We start from the raw sequence: 22,170 nt of genomic DNA, 5'->3' as shown, positions 1-22,170 counted from the left end.
GAGGTTTTGCCCTTCGTCGCCATTAAAACCGATAGCGGCCCGCGCCTTCGCGGGGGCGACGTGCTATTTTATCGAGTTGAGCTTATACCCTCGCCCATGGCCGAACCGCTCGCACTTTATGTCCATTGGCCGTTTTGCGTGTCGAAATGCCCCTATTGCGACTTCAACAGCCATGTCCGCGAGAGCGTCGATCAGGCGGTATGGCGCGATGCCCTGCTCGCCGATTTGCGTCATGAGGCGGCGTTGCTGCCGGATCGCTCGGTCGGGTCGATCTTTTTCGGCGGTGGTACGCCCAGCCTGATGCCTCCTACCACGGTCGCGGCGGTGATTGCGGCAGCGGCGGCCGAATGGGGCTTGACCGATGATGTCGAGATCACATTGGAGGCCAACCCCAACTCGGTCGAGGTCGCCAATTTCGCCGACCTCGCCGTCGCCGGGGTGAATCGCGTCTCGATCGGGGTTCAGAGCTTCGATACCAAAGTGCTTGAATTCTTGGGCCGCGCGCACAGCGAGGACGAGGCGCGGCGCGCCATTGCGACGGCGCAGGAGCATTTCGCGCGCGTCAGCTTCGACCTGATCTATGCGCGCCCCGGCCAGACGCTGGCGGCGTGGGAAAGCGAATTGGCGGGCGCGCTGGCGTTCGGCACCGAGCATCTCTCGCTATACCAACTCACCATTGAGCCCGGCACCCGCTTTGCAACACTCGCAGCCAAGGGCGACCTCACCATCCCCGATGGCGACGCCGCCGCCGACCTGTTCGACGTGACGCAGGCGATGACAGTCGCCGCGGGCCTGCCGCGCTACGAAGTGTCGAACCATGCCCACGTCGGCCAGGAGAGCCGCCACAACCTCGCTTACTGGCGCTACGCCGATTATGCCGGCGTCGGTCCCGGCGCGCATGGGCGGCGATTGGGACAGGCGACCGAGCGCCACAAGAAGCCCGAGAATTTCATCACGGCGGTGGCGCGCAACGGCCACGGGCTGAAGGTCGAAGCCGACCTGCCGGCGCACGAACGAGCAACCGAGGCGATGTTGATGGGGTTGCGGCTGACCGAGGGCGTCGATCTGGCGCGGATCGAGATGCGGAGTGGTTTGGGGCGCGAGGCGTTTGTCGATGCCAATGCGGTAGCACGGTTGGCCGATCAGGCACTGATGACGCTGGAGGGCGACCAACTGACAGTGACCGATGAGGGCATATTGCTGCTCGACTCGATCCTTTCCGCGGTGGTCCGGACGGGTTAAGGCTACCCATGCTCTGTTTGTCCTGAGCTTGTCGAAGGACCGTTTTTCCTTCACCGTCGAGCGAAGAGCAGTGCTTCGACAAGCTCAGCACGCATGGGATTTTGAGTGAGCCTCGATTTGATCCGCGATTGGGATGCCCATCTGGCGTATGAAAAGCGCCGGTCGAAGCATACGCGTCGCGCCTATATCGCCACCGCCGGACGCTTCTATGCCTTCCTGTCGGAGCACCGCGGTGGCGCCGTCGATGGCCTGATGCTGGCGAAACTGACCCCCAACGACCTGCGCGCCTATCTCGCCGACCGCCGTGCCCAGGGGCTGGGCAATGTGTCGGCAGCGCGCGAGCTTTCGGCGCTGCGCAGCTTCCTGCGCTTCGTCGGCGGCTCGGGCGCGAGCGTGCCGCCGTTGCGCGGGCCGCGGGTCAAGAAGGGGCTGCCGCGCCCCGTCTCGCCCACCGAAGCGCTCGCGCTGGCGCAGGATGTCGAGGATAATGCCCGGCAGGGCTGGACTGGCGCCCGCGATTTCGCGTTGCTGCTGCTGCTCTATGGCGCGGGGCTCCGCATCGGGGAAGCCTTGAGCTTGACCGGCGCTGCGCTGCCGCTGGGCGAGACGCTGCGCGTCACCGGCAAACGGAACAAGGTCCGCATCGTGCCGATCCTCCCTGCGGTGGCAGGCGCCGTTACGCGCTATGTCGAAGCCTGCCCCTATCCGATCGCGAAGGACACACCGTTGTTCCTTGGCGCGCGGGGCGGGCCGCTGGCGCCCGGCGTCGTGCGCGCCAGCGTTCGGACGGCGCGGCGCGCGCTGGGGCTGTCCGAACGCACGACGCCGCACGCCCTGCGCCACAGCTTCGCGACGCATCTGCTGGCGGGCGGCGCCGATTTGCGCAGCTTGCAGGAATTGCTCGGCCACGCGAGCCTCGCTTCAACGCAGGTGTACACCGCGGTTGATGCCGCGCACCTGCTCGACATTTATCGCAGCGCGCACCCGCGGGCTTAGTCAGCCTGCGTCGGCTTCCAAGTGACCACGCGATAGAGATACAGCAGCACCAGCGACCCGATCGCAACCAGCGCCACCGGACCGACGAACGCATCCAGATTGGCGAACCTGCCGCCGAACCAGTTGCCCGCCCCGGCGAGCGCGCTGATCCAGATCGTCGATCCCGCCGCGGTCCACAGCAGGAATTTTGCCTGGTTCATCTTCACCATGCCCGCGGGCAACGACACCATCGTGCGCGCGACGGGCATGAAGCGCGCAACGAAGACGATGCCGGGGCCATATTTCAGAAACCAGTTGTGCAGCTTTTCCACCTCGGCCCAGTCGAGCGTCAGCCAGCGACCGTGGCGGTCGATAAAGGGCTTGAGCCGCTGATAGCCGATCCAGCGCCCGATCCCGTACCACACCCAATTGCCGACGGTCGTGCCCGCCACCGCGACCGCGACGAGGGTCCAGAAATCGAAATGGCCCTTGGCGACAGCAATGCCGCCGAGGCCCATGATGACTTCGGAGGGGATCGGCGGGAACACATTTTCGAGGAACATGAGGATGAATATCCCCATATAGCCCCAGCTCTGGATCAGGGTCAGGATGAAATCGGTCATGGCGGGTGTAACGCGCGGAGTGCGTCAGCCGATCCGTCGAACGATCGCGTCCCAGATCATGCCCGCCGTATCGCTGTTGTTGAAGCGGTCGATCGCGACGATGCCGGTCGGCGAGGTGACGTTGATTTCGGTCAGCCATTCGCCGCCGATCACGTCGATGCCGACAAAGACCAGGCCGCGCTCGCGCAACTGCGGCCCTAGAACGTCGCAGATTTCCTGTTCGCGCGGGGTCAGCGTCGCGGCTTCGGCATAGCCTCCGACCGCCAGGTTGGAGCGGAATTCGCCTTCGCCGGGCTTGCGGTTGATCGCGCCAGCAACCTCGCCGTCGATCAGCACGATGCGTTTGTCGCCCTGCGACACGCTGGGCAGGAACTGCTGGACCATGAAGGGTTCGGGCCACACCTGACCGAACAGCTCGACCAGCGCGCCCAAATTGCTGCCGTCGGCGTCGATGCGGAACACCGCCTTGCCGCCATTGCCATGCAGCGGCTTGATCACAACGGCGCCGTGGCGCGCCTGAAAATCCTTCACCGCGTCGAGGTCGCGGGTGACCATCGTCGGCGGCATATATTCGGGGAAGTCGAGGACGAAGACTTTTTCGGGCGCGTTGCGGACTGAGACTGGGTCGTTGACCACGAGCGTCTCATTGGCGATCCGCTCGAGCAGCCACGTGCCGGTCAGGTAACCGAGGTCGAAGGGCGGATCCTGCCGCATCAGCACGACATCGACGTCGCGGCCAAGATCAAGGGTGACCTCGTCACCGAAACTATAGTGCGCCTCCGCCTCGCGCTTGACGTCGAGCACGCGGTGCGCCTTCGTCGTCAGCCGCCCGGCCTCCCACGTCAGCCCGCGGACGTCGTAATGATAGAGGGTGTACCCGCGTTCGAGGGCCTTCAGCATCAGGGCAAAGCTGCTGTCGCCTCCGATGTTGATGCCATCCATCGGGTCCATTTGCACTGCGGCGCGCAGGGTCATTCGATATTCCTCAGGGTTGCCAGACGTGGACCAGATGGCGTGGCAGGCGCCCGGGCGCAAGGCGCATCACGTCGATGCGGATGTCGTCCTGCGGTCGGGCAAAGCGTGAGCCGAGCATTTCTGCCGCCGCCGCGACACGGCGCAGACGATATTGATCGCCCGCCAGATCGAGGTCTTCGGGCCGCTCGCGCCAAGTCACCTCGATGAAAGCGACTATGCGGCCGCGCCCTGCGACCTGGCCGACTTCGCCCGCCGCGACGCGCAGTCGCGCGCCCAAGATGCGCCAGCCGTGGAGGCGCAGCCACCATGCCGCGCGGCGCTCTGCCTTGCGGCCGCGGGCTTCGGCGGCGGTGCGCTTCAATCGGCATCCTTCAGCGTCAGGGCGCGGGCATAAATGTCGTGGCGATTAAGGCCGAAGCGCTTGGCGACCGCTTTCGCGGCTTGTGCAACCGGCTTGTCGGCCATCGCCTCGCGCAGCGCGGTGTCGAGCGTCGCGTCGTCGGCCTGTTCGATCGCGGCTTCGCCCGGCGGGCCGACCACGACGACGATCTCGCCCTTGGGCGGCGCGTCGGCATAGCGGGCGGCGAGTTCGGTCAACGTCCCGGTGACGCATTCCTCGAACATCTTGCTGATCTCGCGCGCGACGGCCGCCTGGCGGTTGCCGAGCCCCTCGGCCATCGCGGCGAGCGCCGAGGCAAGACGCGGTCCGCTCTCGTAGAACACCAGCGTGGCACGCAGTCCGGCAAACTCGGCGAGCATGTCAGCGCGGGCCTTGGTTTTTGACGGCAGAAACCCGGCAAACAGAAACCGGTCGCTGGGCAGCCCCGACAGGGTGATCGCCGCGATCGCGGCGCAGGGGCCGGGCAGGGTGGCGACGTGCCGCCCGGCGGCGCGCGCGTCCCGAACCAGCTTGTAACCGGGGTCCGATATCAGCGGGGTGCCCGCGTCAGATACCAAAACGACAACTTCGTCGGCCATACGCGCCACCAGCGCCGCGCGCGTCCGTTCGTCGCTGTGATCGTGATAAGGGGTCATCGGTACGCGCAAACCCAGATGCGACAACAGCTTGGCGGTCACCCGGGTATCCTCTGCCGCGATCAGGTCGGCGCGTGCCAGCATCGCCCCGGCGCGTGCGGTGATGTCGCCGAGGTTGCCGATGGGTGTCGCGACGATATAGAGACCGGGCAAGGGAGAATTTGAGATGGTCGAATCTGGCATGACGCCGAAAATGGCAGAAACTGCTGCCGAGCGCCAAGCATATGCGTCGCCGCGGCGGCAGATGCTGCGCGGACTCGGTGCAGTGGCGATGGCGGGGTTGCTCGCCGCGTGTCAGGTCGTCCCGAAAACCGGTGGACCGGCGACACCGCCGCCGCCCGAAACCCCGACCGACAATGTCGGCCCCGGGCTGCCCACCGACACCGACCGCCACCGCGTCGCGCTGCTGGTACCGCAGACCGGACCCAACGCCGATGTCGGCACCGCAATCGCTAATGCGACGACGCTGGCCTTGCTCGATTCGCGTACCGAGCGTGTTCGCATCACGACTTATGATACCGCGCTCGGCGCGGCGGCAGCGGCGCGGCAGGCGGTGGCCGACGGCAACCGGCTGATCCTCGGTCCGCTGCTCAGTGAAGATGTCACCGCGGTCGCGCCGATCGCGCGCGACGCAAAGGTGCCCGTGCTCAGCTTCTCGAACGACAGCAGCGTCGCGGGCAACGGCGTCTTCATCATGGGCTTTGTTCCCGGTCAGTCGGTCGAACGCGTCGTCGCCTTTGCGCGCGGCAAGGGGCATCAGCGCTTTGGCGCGCTGGTGCCCAAGAATGTCTATGGCGATCGTTCGGGAGCCGCCTTTCGTTCCGCAGTGAGTGCGGCGGGCGGGACGCTGGTCGCGGTCGAAAGCTATGACCGCAGCGCCACCGCGCTGACCGGCGCAGCACGGCGGATTGCCAATGCCGGCGCGATCGATGCGGTCCTGATCGCCGACAGCGGCGGCAATGCAATCCGCGCGGTGCCGGTGATCAAGGGGAGCGGGCAGACCCAGATCCTCGGCACCGAATTGTGGAACACCGACGCGTCACTCGGCACCAGCGCGGTGATGCGTGGGTCGTGGTTCGCCAGCGTGTCGGACGGCCTCTATGGCCAGCTCGCGACCAAATACCGCACCCGTTTCGGCCGAGCGCCCTATCGGCTTTCCAGCCTGGGCTATGACTCGGTGTTGCTGACCGTTCGCATTTCGCGCGACTGGAAACCCGGGACGAGCTTTCCGGTGAACAAGCTGCTTGCGGCGGACGGTTTTGGCGGCATCGACGGCATTTTCCGCTTCAACAATCGCGGCATCGCCCAGCGCGCGCTGGAGGTCAGCGAGATTGGCGCCGGCGGTTTCCGCGTCGTCGATCCCGCGCCGACCAAATGGTGATCGGCGTGGCCTGACTGCCACAGTCGGTCGAAAAGCGTCACCGCGATGCCACGCGCGGCCTTTACGGCGCGCGCGCGTTCACTATATGGGCATAGCGTGCGCATATCGCGCTGATTCCGCACGTCACCCGTCAACGATCAGGAGATACAGCTATACCACCGCCCACGACTCGCCGCCCGATGGCGCCGATGCCGCCGAAAAACGGCCCGCGATACAATGAATTCATCGCTTCTCCGAAGGTCCGCGTGATCGACGAGGAAGGCGAAAATCTGGGCGTGATGCTGACCGCCGAAGCGATCGAGCAGGCCGCTTCCGTGGGCATGGACCTGGTCGAAGTGTCCCCGAACGCCGATCCCCCGGTGTGCAAATTCCTCGATGTGGGCAAGTTCAAATACGAAGCCCAGAAAAAGGCGAACCTGGCGCGCAAGAGCCAGAAGACGCAGGAAATCAAAGAGATCAAGATGCGTCCGAATATCGACGATCATGATTTCGATGTGAAAATGCGCAAGGTTTTTGACTTTTTGGGTGAAGGCGACAAGGTCAAGATGACCATGCGTTTCCGCGGCCGCGAAATGAGCCATACCCAGCTCGGCCTCAACGTGCTGCAGCGCGTCGCCGAACTGACGTCGGAAATCGCAAAGGTCGAGGCGCATCCGCGCACCGAAGGCCGCCAGATGCTGATGGTCATCGCGCCGAAATAGCTACTTCATCGCCCCCGCGTAGGCGGGGGCAGCTGTCGGTTTACGCAGCGAAGCAGGAGTAGGCCGCTAGCAGCCCCCGCCTTCGGGGGGCGACGGTATTTTCAGCCGATACAAAATTGCAGGGCGGTCGTTCCAACGGGGCGGCCGCCCGCTTCGTATCGGCGTTCGATGATCTGCCCGCTCCCATCCGCTGCCACCGCAACCAGCGTTGACGCGCGGGTGCCATAGACGTCGCCGCTCAGGAACAGCGCCGGATCGCCCTCAGCGGTCAATGTGTCGAGCAGGCCTTGGGGGTCCGTTCGGGAGTCGACCACCGCCGCCACCGCGGTGCGCAGGCGCTCGGCGCGCGGGCAAGGGCTGTCGACGGGTTCGTTGGCGAGCGCGTGGATGCCGGGGTTTAGCGGAGTGATCTGAGGCCGTGGCCGATTGGTCAGCAACCGCGCCTTGCCGTCGCCCATCGCAAACAAATTGAACGCGTTAAAACGATCGAGATCATACTCTGCTGGGTCGGCAAAACGCCCGTCGCCACGCAACAAATCGACCACCAGCGCCCCGCGAGATTCCTTGGCCGGATCGGGCAGCGCGCCGCGGACGTTGGTCACCACGACGATCCGGCCGCTCGCCGGATGCGCGCCAAGCCAAGTGCCTCCCGCCAACAAATCACGCCCCGCCGCGATGCCGCTGCCATCGTCCCACGCCGCCAGCGCCGCGCTAGGCCGGGCGTGAAACTCGTCGCGGTTGCCGATCAGTATCAGCGGCCAGTCGGCATGAACCTGCCAGGCGAGGGCGACGACGCACATGATGCGGCTATCGCGATCTCCACCGGGCTTGCCAAGCGTTTTGGCAACCTAGGCGCATCTTGTTTCGTAAGCTCCGCAGGTGTGTTATATGATTACTGCAGCGCGGTTGCCGTTGCGGCAAAAGCTGTTAGGCTCGCGCCATCTGTCTGGGGAGGGAGATGATTATGACCGAAGCTGGAAAAACGCCGTGGCATCTGTGGGTGGTCGGCATCGTATCGCTGTTGTGGAATGCGTTCGGCGCGTTCGATTATGTGATGACCAAGCTCAAAAATCCCGACTATATGGCCGCCTTCACCGCCGAGCAGCAGGCCTATTTCTACAGTTTTCCGTTGTGGGCCAATGTTGGCTGGGCGCTGGGCGTGTGGGGGTCGGTGCTGGGTTCCATACTACTCCTCGCGCGGAGCCGCCACGCGGTGACCGCCTTCCTGCTGTCGTTAGTCGGGCTCGCGATCAGCAGCGTCTATCAGTTCGGCATGCATTATGGCGAGCTCGAACGCATGTTCGGGACGTTCCCGATGATTTTCACCGCGGTGATCTGGGTGATTGTGATCGCGCTGTTCCTGTACGCGCGCGCGCAGGTGGCGAAGGGCGTGCTGCGCTGAATCTAGCGGCGTCGGGGATGGAGAACGGCGCTGCCACCTCCCCATCGCTCCGCGACAGGGAGGATAAAAAAGTCGCCAATCGGTCGATAGCCGAACCTGGACCCGGCGCTACCGCGCCCGAATAAACGCGCGAATATCCGCCGACAATTTGCTGCGATCCTCGTCGCGGATATACATCATGTGGCCCGCGCCATAATAGGTGTAGCTGATCCGGTCCTGCGGGATGCCGGTCCGCGACAAAGCATATTCGGCGGCGAAAAACGGCGTGGCGAAATCATAATAGCCCTGGGCGACGAGCACTTTCAGCCCCGAATTTTCGCGCAGCGCCTGCCCGATATAGGGCGTGACGTTGAGGTAGGCGTTGGTGTCGCGGCCGCCGATGCGCCAGTCCCACTGGCCGCCGATGCTGCCGATCGACTGATATTCGCGGTCGGTCTTGAACCCCAGCCCGTCGCGGCTCCAGCTGTTGATCGCCGCGGTATAGCTCGCGTCGATGCCATAAAAGCTGGGGTCGTTGTCGGGCTCCTCACCCGCGCTGTCATAATCCTTGCCGGTGTAGCGGCTGTCGAGACGGCCAACGGTCAGCCCGCGATCGCGCAGCAATTCCTTGTAGAAGCGGCCGGGGGTGACGCGCAGGTCGGCGTTGTCGAGATAGGTTTCCGACAGGCCGGTGAAGCGCGCGAGCTCGCGGCGGATCGCGGTGCGTTCCTCGCCCCGCAATTTCTGCCCCTTGAGCAGCGCCGACGCATAGGAGCCGATCGCCCATTGCCGCGCTTCTTCGGCAAAGGCTTCGGGCGAGGTGCCGGTCGCCTTGCCATGATAGAGCGCGGTGACCGCCATCGACGGCAGGTTGGTGATGAACGACAGCTCGTTGCCCGCGGTGTCCGATCCCGCGGCAAAATCGAGCACGGTCGAGATCAGGATAATGCCGTTCAGCGCAACGTCGTTGTAGGTCGCGTTCATCAACTGGTTGGCGACCGCCGCCGAGCGCGTTGTGCCATAGCTTTCACCGCCCAGATATTTGGGGCTGTTCCAGCGGCCATTGTCGTTCAGCCAGCGGCGGATGACCTCGGCTACCAGCTTCGCGTCCTGCGTCACCCCATAATATTCCTTGGGGTCGGCCTTGCCGATCAGGTGCGAAAAACCGGTGCCGGGCGGGTCGATGAACACCACATCGGTGACGTCCATCAACGCGTCGGGATTGTCGACGATGGGGTAGGGCGGCGCGCCATCGTCGACCCCGGTGCCGGGGATCGCAACGCGCTTTGGCCCGAACGCCCCCATCATCAACCACACGGTGCCGGAGCCGGGGCCGCCGTTGAACAGGAAAGTCACGGGGCGGCTGGGGTCGCGCGGTTCCTTGACATAGGATGTGGTAACGACCGCAACCTCGGCAACGCCGTCCTTGTTCTTGATGATCGTCTCGCCAATCGTCGCGGCATAGTTGATCCGCTGGCCGCCGAAGGTACCCGACAGTTTGGTGGTGCGGATCTGCGGTTCGTAGTCGGCGGGCTTTTCGGCCTTCGCCTTATCGGCAGGTTTGTCCTGCGCGTAGAGGATGGAAGGCGCGGCAGCGGCAAGCGCCAACACGATAAGCGAAAGACCCGATTTCATAAGTATTTTCTCCCCGATTGCGCGCGAACCCTATGCAGCACGTGGGGAGGGGGCAAGGCTACTTGTCGGTAACAGGCGGGGTTTCGTCGAAGGGGTTTTACGCGGCTTTGCGTTGCACGGTGAGTTGCAGACCCAGCGCATTCAGAACAGACATCAACGCCTCTAGCGTAGGATTGCCCTGTTCCGAGAGAGCATTGTACAGCGCCTTCCGTCCCAGTCCTGCCTTGCGGGCTATTTCGCTCATACCCTTCGACCGCGCGATGTCTCCAATAGCGCTAGCGATTTCTTCGGGCCAACCGTCCTTCATCCAGATTTTCAGCCAGTCAACGACGTTGGCTTCCGACGAGTAATATCGGCTGGATCAAAGGGGATCGTTCTCGTTCCCACCGAATAACTCCTTCGCCAAAGCTTTGGCACGCACGACATCGCTCGTTTGGCTGTCTTTGTCACCGCCCGCCGTCAGCTAGCTGGGGATGCCGAGGTTATGTCCAAAATGAACGCGATCATCGCCCCCACTTCGTCTTACTCTGCTTCCCGAACCGACCCTTGCGCGTGCCGGGCTTGCCCTCGTTCGAGCGCCCGACACGCGGCGCAACCTGTTCGCCCGCGGGCAGCCCCAACTCGTCGGCTTCCAGCTTGCGGATTTCGTCGCGCAGCCGGCCGGCTTCCTCGAATTCCAGGTCCGCCGCCGCATCGCGCATCCGTTTCTCCAGATCCTGGATGTAGGCGCGCAGGTTATGACCGACCATGTGCGCCGGCTTGTCCTCGCCGATGTCGATGACGACGCCGTCCTTCGAAGCGACGTGCGCAATGATGTCGCCGATGTTGCGTTTGATCGTCGTCGGGGTGATGCCATGTTCTTCGTTGTAGGCGCGCTGCTTTTCGCGGCGGCGGTCGGTTTCGCGCATCGCGCGTTCCATGCTGCCGGTGATGCGGTCGGCGTAGAGGATGACGCGGCCGTCGACGTTGCGCGCGGCGCGGCCGATCGTCTGCACCAGCGACGTTTCGCTGCGCAGGAACCCCTCCTTGTCGGCGTCGAGGATTGCGACCAGCCCGCATTCGGGAATGTCGAGCCCCTCGCGCAGCAGGTTGATCCCGATCAGCACGTCGAACACGCCCAGCCGCAAGTCGCGGATGATCTCGATACGCTCCAGCGTCTCGATGTCGCTGTGCATATAGCGCACCTTCATCCCCGCTTCGTGAAGGAATTCGGTCAGATCTTCGGCCATGCGCTTGGTCAGCGTCGTCACCAGCGTGCGGTATCCCGCGGCGGCGGTCTTCTTCGCCTCGACGATCAGGTCGTCGACCTGCTCCTCGACCGGCTTGATCTCGACCGGCGGGTCGATCAGCCCGGTGGGACGGATCACCTGTTCGGCGAACACGCCCTGCGTGCGGTCCATTTCCCATGTGCCGGGGGTCGCCGACACGCTGACCGTCTGCGGTCGCATCATGTCCCATTCGGCAAAGCGCAGCGGCCGGTTGTCGATGCAGCTCGGCAGGCGGAAGCCATATTCTGCGAGCGTGATCTTGCGGCGATGATCCCCCTTCGACATCGCGCCGATCTGCGGGATCGTCTGGTGGCTTTCATCGACGAAGAGCAGCGCATTGTCGGGCAGATATTCGAACAGGGTCGGCGGCGGTTCGCCGGGCAGGCGGCCGGTCAGGAAGCGGCTGTAATTCTCGATCCCCGCGCAGCTGCCCGTCGCGGCGATCATTTCGAGATCGAAATTGGTACGCTGTTCGAGCCGCTGCGCTTCGAGCAACCGGCCCTCGGTCTCCAGCTCCTTCAGCCGCTCGGTCAGCTCATGCCGGATCGCTTCGCTCGCCTGTTTGAGCGTCGGTCCCGGTGTCACATAGTGCGAGTTGGCATAGATGCGGACATGGTTGAGCGTCGCGATCTTCTTGCCGGTCAGCGGGTCGAATTCGGTGATTTCCTCGATCTCGTCGCCGAAGAAGCTGATCCGCCACGCCATATCCTCATAATGCGACGGGAAGATTTCGAGATTGTCGCCGCGCACCCGGAAATTGCCGCGGGCGAACGCCTGATCGTTGCGCTTGTACTGAAGCGCGACGAGCTTGCGGATGATTTCGCGATTGTCGGCAACCTGACCCTTCTTCAAATCGAAGATCATCGCCGAATAAGTCTCGACCGACCCGATACCGTACAGGCACGATACCGACGCCACGATGATCACATCGTCGCGTTCAAGCAAAGCGCGCGTCGCCGAATGGCGCATGCGGTCGATCGCCTCGTTTACCGAGCTTTCCTTCTCGATATAGGTGTCCGAGCGCGGCACATAGGCCTCGGGCTGGTAATAGTCGTAATAGCTGACAAAATATTCGACCGCATTGTTCGGAAAGAAGCTCTTGAACTCGCCATATAATTGCGCCGCGAGGATCTTGTTCGGGGCGAGGATCAGCGCGGGACGCTGCAACGCCTCGATCATCTTGGCCATCGTAAAGGTCTTGCCCGATCCGGTGACGCCGAGCAGCACCTGGTCGCGTTCGCCGGTCAGCGCGGTATCGACCAGTTCGCGGATCGCGGTGGGTTGATCGCCCGCGGGCTCATAGTCGCTAACCAGTTCAAAACGCTTGCCGCCTTCGACCTTGTCGGGGCGCGCGGGACGGTGCGGGACATAGCCCTCCGCCGTGTCGATTTCATCGAGCGATGTACGAATCTGAATTGCCATTACTGCCAATATGGTATCGATGGGGCGGGTCCACAATCGCAATGAGTCCGCCACAGAGCAGGCAGCGGCTAGTCACAGGAGACAGGGAATGAAAAAGATTTTGACGATTGCAGCCGTCGGCACGCTCCTGGCGGTGTCGGGCTGCGGCAAAAGCGAAAATGCTGGCGGTGCGGTGAAGCGCGAGGCCGGCAACTGGAAAACCGACGTCAAGCTGGTGAAATTCGAAGTCCCCGGCATGCCCCCCGAAATGAAGGACGGCATGACAAAGATGATGGAAGGCGCCAGCGGTATGGACCAGTGCCTGACTCAGGAACAGGTCGACAAGGAAGATATCGCCGCCGAACTCGCCAAAGGTCCGGGCAATGGTGGCGAATGCACCTGGGCGAAAAAGGACATTGCGGGCGGCACGATCGACATCGCCGGCACCTGTACTGCCAATGGCCAGACGGTCGACATGGCGATGACAGGCACCATGGCGGCCAAGAAAAGCGACGTGACGATCACGACCAAGGGCAAGGTGCCGACCGGCGGCGATATGGAAATGGTCATGCAGATGATCAGCACCCACACCGGCCCGTGCAAGGCACCGGCGACGACCTGAACCGCGGGGTAATTGCCAATCGATCGGGGCGTCAGCAGAGCTGGCGCCCTTATCATATCGACGTCGTATCGACGTGAGTCGTATCGACGGGAAAGGAGATTGACGATGCTGGGTTATGTGACGATGGGAACCGACGACATCGACCGCGCGCGCGATTTTTACGCCGCGCTGCTCGGGACGATCGGCGCCAGCGAATTGATGCGGATGTCCGATGAAGATAATGGCTTTACCCTCTATGCGGCCAGCTGGGGCCAGCCCGGCATCGCCGTGACGCGGCCCTATGACGGCCAGCCGATGCACGCCGGGAACGGGCATATGGCGGCGATCATCGTCGATGAGCGCGCCAAAGTGAACGGGCTGCATGCCAAGGCCATCGAGCTCGGCGGCACATGCGAAGGGCCGCCGGGCGTTCGCGGCGACGACGGTGATCAGGCGTTTTACGCCGCTTATTTCCGCGATCTCGACGGCAACAAGCTCTGCGCCTTTCGGATCGGTCCGGCCTGACCTTGACGGCTCGGCTCGGCCGTCGCTAGGCGCCGTTGCTGGTCGGCCTGTTCGCCGGCTTGCTGGCGGTTACAGCGGGACTGATCGCGGGCGCCGATGCCGCCGAGCGTGCCGGGCTGGCGGCGCGATGGACGGCGCGCGCCGCGCTGCCGCTGTTCCTGATCGCATTTTTGGCCTCGACGCTCATGCGCCGCTGGCCCGGGGGCATCACGGGGGGCGCTGCTCAAGCGGCGGCGGCAATGGGGGCTGGGCTTTGCGCTCGCCCACACGGTCCATCTCGCGGCGCTGGCGGTCAACGTCATCGTCTATGCGCCGGGGCGAAGCTGGCAGTCGCTGATCGGCGGCGGGCTGGCCTATGTCATGATCTATGTGATGGCGTTCACGTCGACCGACGGCTGGCAACGACGGCTCGGCCGCCGGTGGCGGCGCCTTCATACCGTCGGTATCTATTATGTCTGGTTCATTTTCACCGTCAGCTATGCGGGTCGTGCCTTCGGCGACGAACCTGAAAAGCGGGTCGTCGGCATATTGTTCGGAACAATCCTGATCGCCGCCCTGATCGGGCGCCTTTGGCCGCGAAGAGCGCTGCCTATCGACTTGCCGGACAGGTGACAGGTGGGGCTGTCATCCCGTCCGGCGAAGTCTTGAACTGAAACCGGAGGATAATGAAGAATGCCAGGGACCAGCTCGCACGCTTCGCCTTTCGGCCTCAATGTCGCACCGATGTAGGAAGGGCGCGACGATGTAATGATGGCAGGATATCCGACATTTGGCAGTTACAAGGGGTCACATGCCTTGATGTTGCCGGTTGATAACCCTTTCTTTACCTGGTTTCTCGATTCATCGTTCCAGATTGGCGTCTCGTCGCTCTTCTGCTATGGCAACGGTCCTTCCTGTTACCGTTACGTGGGAGTAACAATGGCTGGTCGCGATAATTGATTGGCGTATCTACCGCAGCGCTCGTTGTGGGCAATTGAGGGTAGCATGGACCACGCGAAAGCGAATGATACGCAAGCGGCCGGCGGAAACGACCGGATAATTGCGGAGGAGCTGGAGCGGCTGCTCGAATCGCCGCTGTTTGTCCGCTCGCCGGTGCTGTCGCGTTTGCTGCAGTTCCTGGTCGAGCACCGGTTGCGCGGCGGGCGCAGTTCACCCAAGGCTTACGCCATCGCGACCGAAGCTTTGGGCCGCAGTGCCGATTTTGATCCGGCCGTCGATAGCTATCCGCGCGTCATGGTTGGCCGCCTGCGGACGCTACTTGATCGCTACTATGCCGACACCCCGTGGATTCACCGGCTGCGCGTGCCGCAGGGAAGTTACGAGGTGGTCGTCCAGCACCGCGTCGCGCCGCCCGAACGTTCGCTCGACGGGCGAAACGGAGAGGGTGACGTCAAGACTGCTCCCGGCGGCGACCAGGCTGGGTCGCCGCGCGTACCGGGCACTGCGGCTCGCGGCACGCCGCCGCGCTACGGTCGCTGGATCATTGCCTTTGTGCTGGTCGCGCTGGCGCTGTTTGCGCTGTGGACGCTGCGCAGCGGCCCCGATCGCCTGTTCGTCGGCACGTCCGTTCCGGTGGCCACGCTCGAAGTCAGCGAACCAGTTTCGGGAAACAGGCCCAACTCGCGCGCCCTTGCGCGCGCGATCGACAGCAAGCTGCGCGATGGAGTACGGCGCTTCGCGTTAATCGACCTGTTGAGCGCAAAGGCGCCCGGCGCTGCGACATCACGGTCCGCGGATTACCGTCTCGACGTGTCGATGGTCGTCAACCAGCAGGGAGCGGGCGAGGTTACGCTGGTGCTCAATCGGGTGGGTGACCAGCGCGCGATCTGGTCGCAGCAGGTGCGGGTCGCCGACGATAATATGCCCAATATCGCTGCCATGGAGCCAAGCATCGCTCAGATTGCGGGGGACTATGGGGTGATCGTGCGCGATCAGGTGCAGCGCGAGCCAGAACGTTTCTCCCCCGGCTATCCTTGTCTCGCGCAATTCAACCGCCTTCGCCAGATGCGCAATATGCCCTATGCCCGGCAGGTCGAAGCCTGCCTGCGGGCGACATTGAAACAGAATGACCGCGACCCGGTGGCTCTCGCCGCCTTGTCGCTGCTGCGCTTTGGTGACTGGCAGCCGCAGCGCATGACGCCGGCGGGCCGCGAAGCTTTTGACGAGGCGCGGTCGCTGGCCTTGCGGGCGTATGAGAGCAGTCCCAGCTCATCGGCAGGGCTGTTCGCAATGTCTCGCGCCAATTTTTATGCGGGTGATTGCCAGCGCGGCAACACGATGGGCGAAGCGGCATTGCGGCTGAATCCCTATGATCCGGACATGGCGGGTTTTCTGGGGTTGTTCAAAATCACCTGCGGGCAGGCCGAGGCCGGGGAAGCGCTGCTCCGTCGGTCACTGGCGCTCGACGATTCCTCTCCCGGTGTCCCAGCGGTCACGCTCGCATTCATCCTGTCGCAGCGCGGCGAGCAAGCTGAAGCGAGCGCGGTGCTCGGCCAGATGCCATCGCCCAGCACGATGGAACCCCAATTTTTGATGGTCCGCGCCATTGTGCTGGCCCGTCAGGGCGATGTGGCGGCGGGACAAGCGGAATGGCGCCGTCTGCTCGCATATACCCGTCAACCAGCGAACGCTTCGCCTGAAACGGTGCTCGGTCGGTTTATGATCACGCCAGCAGTGATCCAGCGGGCGTCGGCGGCGCTGCGCGATTCGGGGGTCGTTCCCGCCAAGCCCGCGCCTTGACGCGCTGAAACGTGCCAAGCAGAACGGACCGATGCTGCTCGCCATCGCCTTGCTCGCCTCTGCGCCGTCCCCGCCCGCTGCGGTGGTGGTCGATTTCGACCGCGACGGGACGGTCGAAACGCGCGTGGTCGTGGGGCAGGCCGACCGGGCGAACGAACGCGCACTGACGGCGGATGACCCGGTCCGCATTGCATCGGTGTCGAAACTCGTCGTCGCGCTCGGCGTGCTGCGGCTGGTCGAGCAAGGGCGGCTCGATCTCGACCGTGACGTCTCGGACTACCTTGGCTGGCGACTTCGCCATCCCGTCTATCCCGATCAGGCGATCACGCTTGCACAGCTGCTGGGGCATCGCTCCGGGCTCGCAGATCGGGTCGATTATGCGCTGCCGCTGGGTGCCGATCTGGAAGCGGCGCTTCAGAACCCGGCGGCATGGGACGCACCGCGCGCGCCGGGCGGCGTTTTCGTTTATGCCAATCTCAACTATCCGGTCGTCGCCGCGGCGATCGAAGGCGCGGCGGATGACCGGTTCGATCGGGCGATGGCTCGGCTTGTGCTGCGCCCGCTGGGGATCGACGCCTGTTTCAACTGGCCGACCTGCAGCGACGCCGCGGTGGCGCGCGCGGTGGTGCTGTACGGTGCCGACGGCTCGGTCGTCCGCGACGACATGAAGGGCGTTCGCCCAGCCTGTCCTGTCGTTCCGGCGACCGACGGCAGCTGCAACCTCGGCACCTACCGGCTCGCCCGCCATGGCGCGGGCTTCAGTCCGCAAGGCGGCCTGCGCATTTCGGCGAACGGGTTGGCGCGGATTGGGGTCATGCTGCTACGTCGCGGCGATGGTTTCCTGACCGCCGACAGCCTCGCTCGGCTGGAAGCCATGACCCCGGTCCGCCCGTCGACGGGCGAGGGGACCGGCGGCTTTTTCTGCGAATATGGCGCCGCGATGCACAGCACGGGCAGCGGCGCGGCGACCGGGCCGGGGTGCCGCGATGACCTTTTCGGCGACGGACGGCGGCGGCTGGGCCACTCTGGCGATGCCTATGGATTGCGATCGGGGCTGTGGTACGATCTTGAAGCAGGCACCGGCACTGCCTATTTCGTGACACAGGTGCCGGACGGACAGAAGGGGAGGCGTTCCGCCTATAGCGCGGCGGAGGAGGAACTGGTCGATACCAGCCCTCTTGCCAGTCCCTTCCACGGACACTAGGGCAATTTCCAACATTCACGGCTTAGTCAGAAAAGGAATAGCGCATGAGCGATTCGGCCGAAAAGGTTAAGAAGATCGTTGTCGAACATCTGGGCGTCGAAGCCGACAAGGTCACCGAAGAAGCGAGCTTCATCGATGATCTGGGCGCCGACAGCCTCGACATTGTCGAACTGGTGATGGCATTCGAAGAAGAATTTGGCGTCGAAATCCCCGATGATGCGGCGGAAAAGATCGCCACCGTCAAGGACGCGATCGACTATATCGAAGCGAACAAGGGCTAAAGCGGCCCGGTCCGGCATCGCCGGACGTGGCGGCGACGCTGCCCACGCGTTTCCGGCTTCCCGGTCCCGAGCGCTTGCGTGCAGGGGCCGGGAAGCTTTTTTTATGGTCCAGCGCTCGTTAGAAGCGTGCTCAACAGATGTAATGCGGGAACCTGCCGGGGCAGGGACCGACGAAAGGAATGACTATGCGCCGCGTTGTCGTGACGGGATTGGGTTTGGTGACGCCGCTGGGCGCCGACGTGGAAACCACTTGGGCCAATCTGCTCGCGGGCAAATCGGGCGCGGGTCAGATCACCCATTTCGACGCCTCCGACTATAAATGCACGATCGCGTGCGAGGTCAAGGGACCGGACCATGAATATGGTTTCGACCCCGGCCAGCGCGTCGACCACAAGGTGCAGCGCCAGGTCGACCCGTTCATCATCTACGGCATCGATGCAGCGGGGCAGGCGATCGAGGATGCGGGTCTCGAGGACATGACCGAGGCACAAAAGCTTCGCGCGGGTTGTTCGATCGGCTCGGGCATCGGCGGCCTGCCGGGCATCGAAAGCGAAAGCCTGTTGCTCGCCGAAAAGGGTCCCGGCCGGGTCAGTCCGCACTTCGTCCACGGCCGCCTGATCAACCTGATCTCGGGCCAGGTCAGCATCAAATATGGGCTGATGGGACCGAACCACGCGGTCGTCACCGCCTGTTCGACCGGCGCGCATTCGATCGGCGATGCGGCGCGGATGATCCGCGACGACGATGCCGACATCATGCTGGCGGGCGGCGCCGAGGCGACCATCTGTCCGATCGGTATCGCGGGCTTCGCGCAGGCGCGCGCGCTCAACATGAGCTATAACGACCGCCCCGAAGCGGCGAGCCGCCCCTATGACAAGGACCGCGACGGGTTCGTCATGGGCGAAGGCGCGGGCGTCGTGGTGCTCGAGGAATATGAACATGCCAAGGCGCGCGGCGCCAAAATCTATGCCGAAGTCGTCGGTTACGGCCTTTCGGGCGACGCCTATCACGTCACCGCGCCGCACCCCGAAGGGTCGGGCGCGTTCCGCTCGATGGAAATGGCACTGAAAAAGGCGGGAATGACCCCGTCGGACATCGATTATATCAACGCCCACGGCACCTCGACGATGGCCGACACGATCGAGCTTGGCGCTGTCAAGCGGCTGTTCGGCAACGCGATCGGCGACGTGTCGATGAGCTCGACCAAATCGGCGATCGGCCACCTGCTCGGCGGTGCCGGGGCAGTCGAGACGATCTTCTGCATCCTCGCGATCCGCGACCAGATCGTCCCCCCGACGCTCAACCTCGACAATCCGGATGAAGGCACCGAGGGCGTCGACCTCGTCCCGCACACCGCGAAGAAGCGCCCGGTGAAGGCGGCGCTGAACAACAGCTTCGGCTTTGGCGGCACCAATGCCAGCGTGATCGTGAAGGCGATCTAAAAGCGCTCGTCATTGCGAGCAGAGCGAAGCAATCCAGGGTGTGACAAGCCGCTCTGGATTGCTTCGCTTCGCTCGCAATGACGAACTAAAACCTCTTTCCTGCATTTCGCCGCCATGCTCTATCATCCCTGTCGCTGCCGCTGGCTTAAAGCGACAAAGGAGATATTTTGAACGCGCACATGCGTATCTTTTGTCGCTTTAAGGACAAGATTGGGAGAATCAGGTGCATTCGTTTCGCTGGCTGACGATCGCCATTCTGGCCGCGCTGCTGGCAGCTTGCTCGGGCGGCGCGCCACAGGAAACGGTCGTCGTGATCCCACAGGGCGCGAGCATCGCCAAGGCCGGCGAAATCCTCGAAAAGGCCGGTGCGGTCTCCGCCTCCAGCTTCCGCAACGAAGCGCGCTTCTTCGCCTCCGACGACCCGATCAAACCCGGCGAATATAAGATCGAAAAGGGGATGGACGCAGGCGACATCCTCGCGTTGTTCCAATCGGGCAAAACGATCCAGCGGCTCGTGATGATCCCCGAAGGCATGCCGTCGATCATGGTGTGGGACCGGCTGATGGCCGAAAAGCGGCTGACCGGCGAAATCCCCGTGCCACCTGAGGGCAGCATCCTGCCCGACAGCTACGCCTTCACCACCGGCGAAAGCCGCGCCGCGGTCGTCAAACGCATGCAGGCGGCGATGGACAAGGCGTTCAACGAGCTGTGGGCCAAGCGCACCCCGCGTACGGCGGCCAAGGATCGCAACGAAGCGATCACGCTCGCCTCGATCGTCGAAAAGGAAACCGGCGTTCCCGCCGAACGCCGCACTGTCGCCGGGGTCTATACCAACCGGCTCGCGGTCGGCATGAAACTGCAAGCCGACCCGACGATCATCTACCCGCTCACCAAGGGCAAACCGCTCGGCCGCCGCATCCTGCGCTCCGAAATTCAGGCGGTGAATGATTACAACACCTACAGCATGATCGGCCTGCCCAAGGGGCCGATTGCTAACCCCGGCAAGGCATCGATCGCCGCGGTGCTCGACCCTGAACCGACCGATTATCTGTTCTTTGTCGCGAAAGGCGACGGCGGCCATATCTTTGCGCGGACGCTGTCCGAACATAATGCCAATGTGCAGAAATGGTATCAGCTACGCCGCGAACGCGGCGAGATGGAGTAGAGCGCCGAAACTCCTGATCGTCGCTCCCGCGAAGGTGGGGGCCGCTGTCAGCGTAGCGCAACCTCGATAGCGGCCCCCGCCTTCGCGAGGGCGACGGAGAGACGATATGACCGCCAAACTCTTCATCCACGGCGTCCCTGACAGCCCGGCGATCTGGCGCCCGCTGCTCGCCGCGCTCGACCTGGGCGACACGCCGGTCGCGGTTCCGGCGCTGCCCGGCTTCACCGCGCCGTTGCCTGCGGGCTTCCCGGCGACCAAGGAGGCCTATTCCGACTGGGCGATCGAGCAAGCCGAGGCTTTGTTCGCGGCGCACGGACCGATCGACATCATTGGCCACGACTGGGGCGCCTTGATCGCGCAGCGCGTCGCGATGCTGCGTCCCGATCTCTTGCGCAGTTGGGTGATCTCGAACGCGGTGATCGATCCCGACTATCGCGGCCACCGCGTCGCACGCATCTGGAACACCCCGATTCTCGGCGAAATCTTCATGGTGCTCAGCAAACCAGCTAAGCTCGCTGAGGGGCTTGCCGCGCAAGGCATGCCCGCTGACATCGCGTCCGAAGAGGCCGAGCAGTGGCGGAACAAGGACAAGCGCCGCGCGATCCTGAAACTTTATCGCTCGGCGAAGGGGCTGAGTTTCGAGCATGACTGGGCGCGCGATATCGACAAATTGCCCGCGCAGGGGGCGTTGATCTGGGGCGCCGACGACCCATATGTGCAACTGTCGGTCGCGCAGCGCTTCAGCGCAAACACCGGCATTCCGCTAACCGTCATCGACGGGGCAGGGCATTGGGCGATCGCCGAGCGACCCGCAGAGGTCGCGGCGGCACTTCATCGCTTCTGGTCTTCGCTCTGATCGCCTGACTCAATCAATATAAGCGGCCAACTCGATTTGACCTGCGTCCGCCGGTCTGCTTTTGGTGCGCCGCACAAAAATCCCACAGAAAGGATTCTCTCCCATGATCAATCAACCCGTTCCCGCCGTGACCCTCAAGACGCGCGTCCGCGATGAGGCCCTCGACGGCCCGAACCCGTTCCGCTGGCAGGACGTTGACACCGGCGAAGCCTTTGGCACCGGTCGCCACATCCTGTTCGGCCTGCCGGGCGCATACACCCCGACCTGCTCGAACGAACAGTGCCCCGGTTTCGAGCGCCTCTATGGCGATTTCGCCGCCGAAGGCGTCGCCGATATCCATTGCATCAGCGTCAACGACGCGTTCGTGATGTACAACTGGGGCAAGAGCCTGGGCGTCCAGAACGTCAAGATGGTCCCCGACGGCTCGGGCGCCTTCACGCGCCGCATGGGCATGCTGATCAACAAGGATCACGTCGGCTTCGGCATGCGCAGCTGGCGCTACACCGCGATCGTCGACGACGGCGTCGTGGTCCAGATGTTCGTCGAGCCCGGCATCAACGATGTCGGCGCGGATACCGATCCCTATGTCGAATCGACCCCCGAAAAGGCGCTCGAATGGGTGAAGGCGAACCCGTATCAGGGCAAGCTGGCACAGGCGGCCTGACACAATTAGCGGCCCGGCCATTCCCCCTCCCATCCGGGCCGCTGGCGCCGCACCCATCATCGTGACCGCGACGATG

General features: G+C 63.9%; 23 protein-coding genes and 1 pseudogene. 15 read left to right on the top strand and 9 right to left on the bottom strand.

Annotation, left to right across the window (positions count from 1 at the left end; all coding sequences use genetic code 11):
- The first annotated feature begins 96 nt into the window (after positions 1 to 96).
- The gene (hemW, locus tag K0M74_RS07465; protein ID WP_293969931.1) at positions 97 to 1,242 is read left to right on the top strand and encodes a radical SAM family heme chaperone HemW; all 1,146 of its coding nucleotides are present in this window, start codon (positions 97 to 99) and stop codon (positions 1,240 to 1,242) included.
- 105 nt (positions 1,243 to 1,347) lie between these two features.
- Complete coding sequence (locus K0M74_RS07460; protein WP_293969928.1) at positions 1,348 to 2,238, top strand: tyrosine recombinase XerC; 891 nt, start codon at positions 1,348 to 1,350, stop codon at positions 2,236 to 2,238.
- Here K0M74_RS07460 and K0M74_RS07455 read toward each other — a convergent pair.
- Genes K0M74_RS07455 through rsmI form a run of 4 tightly spaced genes read right to left on the bottom strand, consistent with a single transcriptional unit; the run spans position 2,235 to position 5,033 of the window.
- Positions 2,235 to 2,840: a DedA family protein gene (locus K0M74_RS07455; RefSeq protein WP_293969925.1), complete on the bottom strand. Its 606-nt coding sequence runs from the start codon at positions 2,838 to 2,840 to the stop codon at positions 2,235 to 2,237. The two genes, K0M74_RS07460 and K0M74_RS07455, sit on opposite strands and share 4 nt — an antisense overlap.
- Before the next feature lie 24 nt (positions 2,841 to 2,864).
- Positions 2,865 to 3,815: a glutathione synthase gene (gene gshB / locus K0M74_RS07450; protein ID WP_293969922.1), complete on the bottom strand. Its 951-nt coding sequence runs from the start codon at positions 3,813 to 3,815 to the stop codon at positions 2,865 to 2,867.
- Between the two features lie 10 nt (positions 3,816 to 3,825).
- A complete protein-coding gene (locus K0M74_RS07445) occupies positions 3,826 to 4,176 on the bottom strand; it encodes a YraN family protein (protein ID WP_293969919.1) in 351 nt (116 codons plus the stop codon).
- The gene (gene rsmI, locus K0M74_RS07440; protein ID WP_293969916.1) at positions 4,173 to 5,033 is read right to left on the bottom strand and encodes a 16S rRNA (cytidine(1402)-2'-O)-methyltransferase; all 861 of its coding nucleotides are present in this window, start codon (positions 5,031 to 5,033) and stop codon (positions 4,173 to 4,175) included. Before rsmI ends, K0M74_RS07445 begins: the two co-directional genes overlap by 4 nt.
- Between rsmI and K0M74_RS07435 the strand changes: the two genes are divergently transcribed.
- Together K0M74_RS07435 and infC are read left to right on the top strand one after the other, a co-directional pair.
- Positions 5,017 to 6,231, top strand: a complete 1,215-nt coding sequence (locus K0M74_RS07435) for a penicillin-binding protein activator (RefSeq protein WP_366932640.1) — start codon at positions 5,017 to 5,019, stop codon at positions 6,229 to 6,231. The two genes, rsmI and K0M74_RS07435, sit on opposite strands and share 17 nt — an antisense overlap.
- A gap of 179 nt (positions 6,232 to 6,410) precedes the next feature.
- Positions 6,411 to 6,932, top strand: coding sequence for a translation initiation factor IF-3 (gene infC, locus K0M74_RS07430; protein ID WP_088441052.1), 522 nt, complete (start codon positions 6,411 to 6,413; stop codon positions 6,930 to 6,932).
- A gap of 101 nt (positions 6,933 to 7,033) precedes the next feature.
- On the opposite strand, the gene K0M74_RS07425 is transcribed toward infC, so the two are convergent.
- Positions 7,034 to 7,732, bottom strand: a complete 699-nt coding sequence (locus K0M74_RS07425; RefSeq protein ID WP_293969912.1) for an NRDE family protein — start codon at positions 7,730 to 7,732, stop codon at positions 7,034 to 7,036.
- 164 nt (positions 7,733 to 7,896) lie between these two features.
- On the opposite strand from K0M74_RS07425, the gene K0M74_RS07420 reads away from it, so the two are divergent.
- Positions 7,897 to 8,334 carry a hypothetical protein gene (locus K0M74_RS07420; protein WP_293969909.1) on the top strand — a complete coding sequence of 146 codons (438 nt, stop codon included), beginning with the start codon at positions 7,897 to 7,899 and terminating at the stop codon, positions 8,332 to 8,334.
- A 108-nt stretch (positions 8,335 to 8,442) separates the two neighbouring features.
- On the opposite strand, the gene K0M74_RS07415 is transcribed toward K0M74_RS07420, so the two are convergent.
- From K0M74_RS07415 to uvrB, 3 genes and pseudogenes are all read right to left on the bottom strand, one after another.
- A complete protein-coding gene (locus K0M74_RS07415) occupies positions 8,443 to 9,948 on the bottom strand; it encodes a peptidase S10 (protein WP_293969907.1) in 1,506 nt (501 codons plus the stop codon).
- 97 nt (positions 9,949 to 10,045) lie between these two features.
- Positions 10,046 to 10,294, bottom strand: a pseudogene (locus tag K0M74_RS07410) (addiction module antidote protein); the annotation flags it as partial.
- 157 nt (positions 10,295 to 10,451) lie between these two features.
- Positions 10,452 to 12,638, bottom strand: coding sequence for an excinuclease ABC subunit UvrB (gene uvrB, locus K0M74_RS07405; RefSeq protein ID WP_293969905.1), 2,187 nt, complete (start codon positions 12,636 to 12,638; stop codon positions 10,452 to 10,454).
- 88 nt (positions 12,639 to 12,726) lie between these two features.
- Here uvrB and K0M74_RS07400 point away from each other — a divergent pair, with 88 nt between their 5' ends.
- Together K0M74_RS07400 and K0M74_RS07395 are read left to right on the top strand one after the other, a co-directional pair.
- Positions 12,727 to 13,239, top strand: a complete 513-nt coding sequence (locus tag K0M74_RS07400; protein WP_293969903.1) for a DUF3617 domain-containing protein — start codon at positions 12,727 to 12,729, stop codon at positions 13,237 to 13,239.
- A 105-nt stretch (positions 13,240 to 13,344) separates the two neighbouring features.
- Positions 13,345 to 13,743, top strand: coding sequence for a VOC family protein (locus K0M74_RS07395; RefSeq protein ID WP_293969901.1), 399 nt, complete (start codon positions 13,345 to 13,347; stop codon positions 13,741 to 13,743).
- Positions 13,744 to 13,768: 25 nt separating this feature from the next.
- On the opposite strand, the gene K0M74_RS07390 is transcribed toward K0M74_RS07395, so the two are convergent.
- Positions 13,769 to 13,954, bottom strand: coding sequence for a hypothetical protein (locus K0M74_RS07390; RefSeq protein WP_293969899.1), 186 nt, complete (start codon positions 13,952 to 13,954; stop codon positions 13,769 to 13,771).
- Between the two features lie 149 nt (positions 13,955 to 14,103).
- On the opposite strand from K0M74_RS07390, the gene K0M74_RS07385 reads away from it, so the two are divergent.
- The 8 genes from K0M74_RS07385 (at position 14,104) to K0M74_RS07350 (ending at position 22,094) form a co-directional block, all read left to right on the top strand.
- Positions 14,104 to 14,355 carry a hypothetical protein gene (locus K0M74_RS07385; RefSeq protein ID WP_293969896.1) on the top strand — a complete coding sequence of 84 codons (252 nt, stop codon included), beginning with the start codon at positions 14,104 to 14,106 and terminating at the stop codon, positions 14,353 to 14,355.
- A gap of 372 nt (positions 14,356 to 14,727) precedes the next feature.
- Positions 14,728 to 16,482, top strand: a complete 1,755-nt coding sequence (locus tag K0M74_RS07380; RefSeq protein WP_293969893.1) for a tetratricopeptide repeat protein — start codon at positions 14,728 to 14,730, stop codon at positions 16,480 to 16,482.
- A 31-nt stretch (positions 16,483 to 16,513) separates the two neighbouring features.
- Positions 16,514 to 17,686 carry a serine hydrolase gene (locus tag K0M74_RS07375; RefSeq protein WP_293969890.1) on the top strand — a complete coding sequence of 391 codons (1,173 nt, stop codon included), beginning with the start codon at positions 16,514 to 16,516 and terminating at the stop codon, positions 17,684 to 17,686.
- A gap of 44 nt (positions 17,687 to 17,730) precedes the next feature.
- On the top strand, positions 17,731 to 17,967 hold the full coding sequence (locus K0M74_RS07370) for an acyl carrier protein (RefSeq protein ID WP_003039428.1): 237 nt from the start codon (positions 17,731 to 17,733) through the stop codon (positions 17,965 to 17,967).
- Positions 17,968 to 18,152: 185 nt separating this feature from the next.
- Positions 18,153 to 19,409 carry a beta-ketoacyl-ACP synthase II gene (fabF, locus tag K0M74_RS07365; RefSeq protein ID WP_293969887.1) on the top strand — a complete coding sequence of 419 codons (1,257 nt, stop codon included), beginning with the start codon at positions 18,153 to 18,155 and terminating at the stop codon, positions 19,407 to 19,409.
- A gap of 223 nt (positions 19,410 to 19,632) precedes the next feature.
- Positions 19,633 to 20,574, top strand: coding sequence for an endolytic transglycosylase MltG (gene mltG / locus K0M74_RS07360; RefSeq protein WP_293969884.1), 942 nt, complete (start codon positions 19,633 to 19,635; stop codon positions 20,572 to 20,574).
- Between the two features lie 106 nt (positions 20,575 to 20,680).
- Positions 20,681 to 21,430, top strand: a complete 750-nt coding sequence (locus tag K0M74_RS07355; RefSeq protein WP_293969881.1) for an alpha/beta hydrolase — start codon at positions 20,681 to 20,683, stop codon at positions 21,428 to 21,430.
- 103 nt (positions 21,431 to 21,533) lie between these two features.
- Complete coding sequence (locus tag K0M74_RS07350) at positions 21,534 to 22,094, top strand: peroxiredoxin (protein WP_088441040.1); 561 nt, start codon at positions 21,534 to 21,536, stop codon at positions 22,092 to 22,094.
- Positions 22,095 to 22,170: the final 76 nt, after the last annotated feature.

The sequence above is a fragment of the Sphingopyxis sp. genome (genome assembly GCF_019459305.1).
GTDB lineage: Bacteria > Pseudomonadota > Alphaproteobacteria > Sphingomonadales > Sphingomonadaceae > Sphingopyxis.
This window is presented reverse-complemented; position numbering and strand designations above follow the sequence as displayed.

What these genes read in the sequence shown, in the direction of transcription:
- K0M74_RS07420 (WP_293969909.1), top strand. Translation starts at nt 7,897, where the DNA reads ATGACCGAAGCTGGAAAAACGCCGTGGCATCTGTGGGTGGTCGGCATC.
- gshB (WP_293969922.1), bottom strand. Translation starts at nt 3,815, where the DNA reads ATGACCCTGCGCGCCGCAGTGCAAATGGACCCGATGGATGGCATCAAC.
- uvrB (WP_293969905.1), bottom strand. Translation starts at nt 12,638, where the DNA reads ATGGCAATTCAGATTCGTACATCGCTCGATGAAATCGACACGGCGGAG.
- K0M74_RS07395 (WP_293969901.1), top strand. Translation starts at nt 13,345, where the DNA reads ATGCTGGGTTATGTGACGATGGGAACCGACGACATCGACCGCGCGCGC.
- K0M74_RS07355 (WP_293969881.1), top strand. Translation starts at nt 20,681, where the DNA reads ATGACCGCCAAACTCTTCATCCACGGCGTCCCTGACAGCCCGGCGATC.
- K0M74_RS07400 (WP_293969903.1), top strand. Translation starts at nt 12,727, where the DNA reads ATGAAAAAGATTTTGACGATTGCAGCCGTCGGCACGCTCCTGGCGGTG.
- rsmI (WP_293969916.1), bottom strand. Translation starts at nt 5,033, where the DNA reads ATGCCAGATTCGACCATCTCAAATTCTCCCTTGCCCGGTCTCTATATC.
- infC (WP_088441052.1), top strand. Translation starts at nt 6,411, where the DNA reads ATGGCGCCGATGCCGCCGAAAAACGGCCCGCGATACAATGAATTCATC.
- K0M74_RS07415 (WP_293969907.1), bottom strand. Translation starts at nt 9,948, where the DNA reads ATGAAATCGGGTCTTTCGCTTATCGTGTTGGCGCTTGCCGCTGCCGCG.
- fabF (WP_293969887.1), top strand. Translation starts at nt 18,153, where the DNA reads ATGCGCCGCGTTGTCGTGACGGGATTGGGTTTGGTGACGCCGCTGGGC.
- K0M74_RS07425 (WP_293969912.1), bottom strand. Translation starts at nt 7,732, where the DNA reads ATGTGCGTCGTCGCCCTCGCCTGGCAGGTTCATGCCGACTGGCCGCTG.
- K0M74_RS07435 (WP_366932640.1), top strand. Translation starts at nt 5,017, where the DNA reads ATGGTCGAATCTGGCATGACGCCGAAAATGGCAGAAACTGCTGCCGAG.
- K0M74_RS07380 (WP_293969893.1), top strand. Translation starts at nt 14,728, where the DNA reads ATGGACCACGCGAAAGCGAATGATACGCAAGCGGCCGGCGGAAACGAC.
- K0M74_RS07385 (WP_293969896.1), top strand. Translation starts at nt 14,104, where the DNA reads ATGATCTATGTGATGGCGTTCACGTCGACCGACGGCTGGCAACGACGG.
- hemW (WP_293969931.1), top strand. Translation starts at nt 97, where the DNA reads ATGGCCGAACCGCTCGCACTTTATGTCCATTGGCCGTTTTGCGTGTCG.
- K0M74_RS07455 (WP_293969925.1), bottom strand. Translation starts at nt 2,840, where the DNA reads ATGACCGATTTCATCCTGACCCTGATCCAGAGCTGGGGCTATATGGGG.
- K0M74_RS07370 (WP_003039428.1), top strand. Translation starts at nt 17,731, where the DNA reads ATGAGCGATTCGGCCGAAAAGGTTAAGAAGATCGTTGTCGAACATCTG.
- K0M74_RS07350 (WP_088441040.1), top strand. Translation starts at nt 21,534, where the DNA reads ATGATCAATCAACCCGTTCCCGCCGTGACCCTCAAGACGCGCGTCCGC.
- K0M74_RS07375 (WP_293969890.1), top strand. Translation starts at nt 16,514, where the DNA reads ATGCTGCTCGCCATCGCCTTGCTCGCCTCTGCGCCGTCCCCGCCCGCT.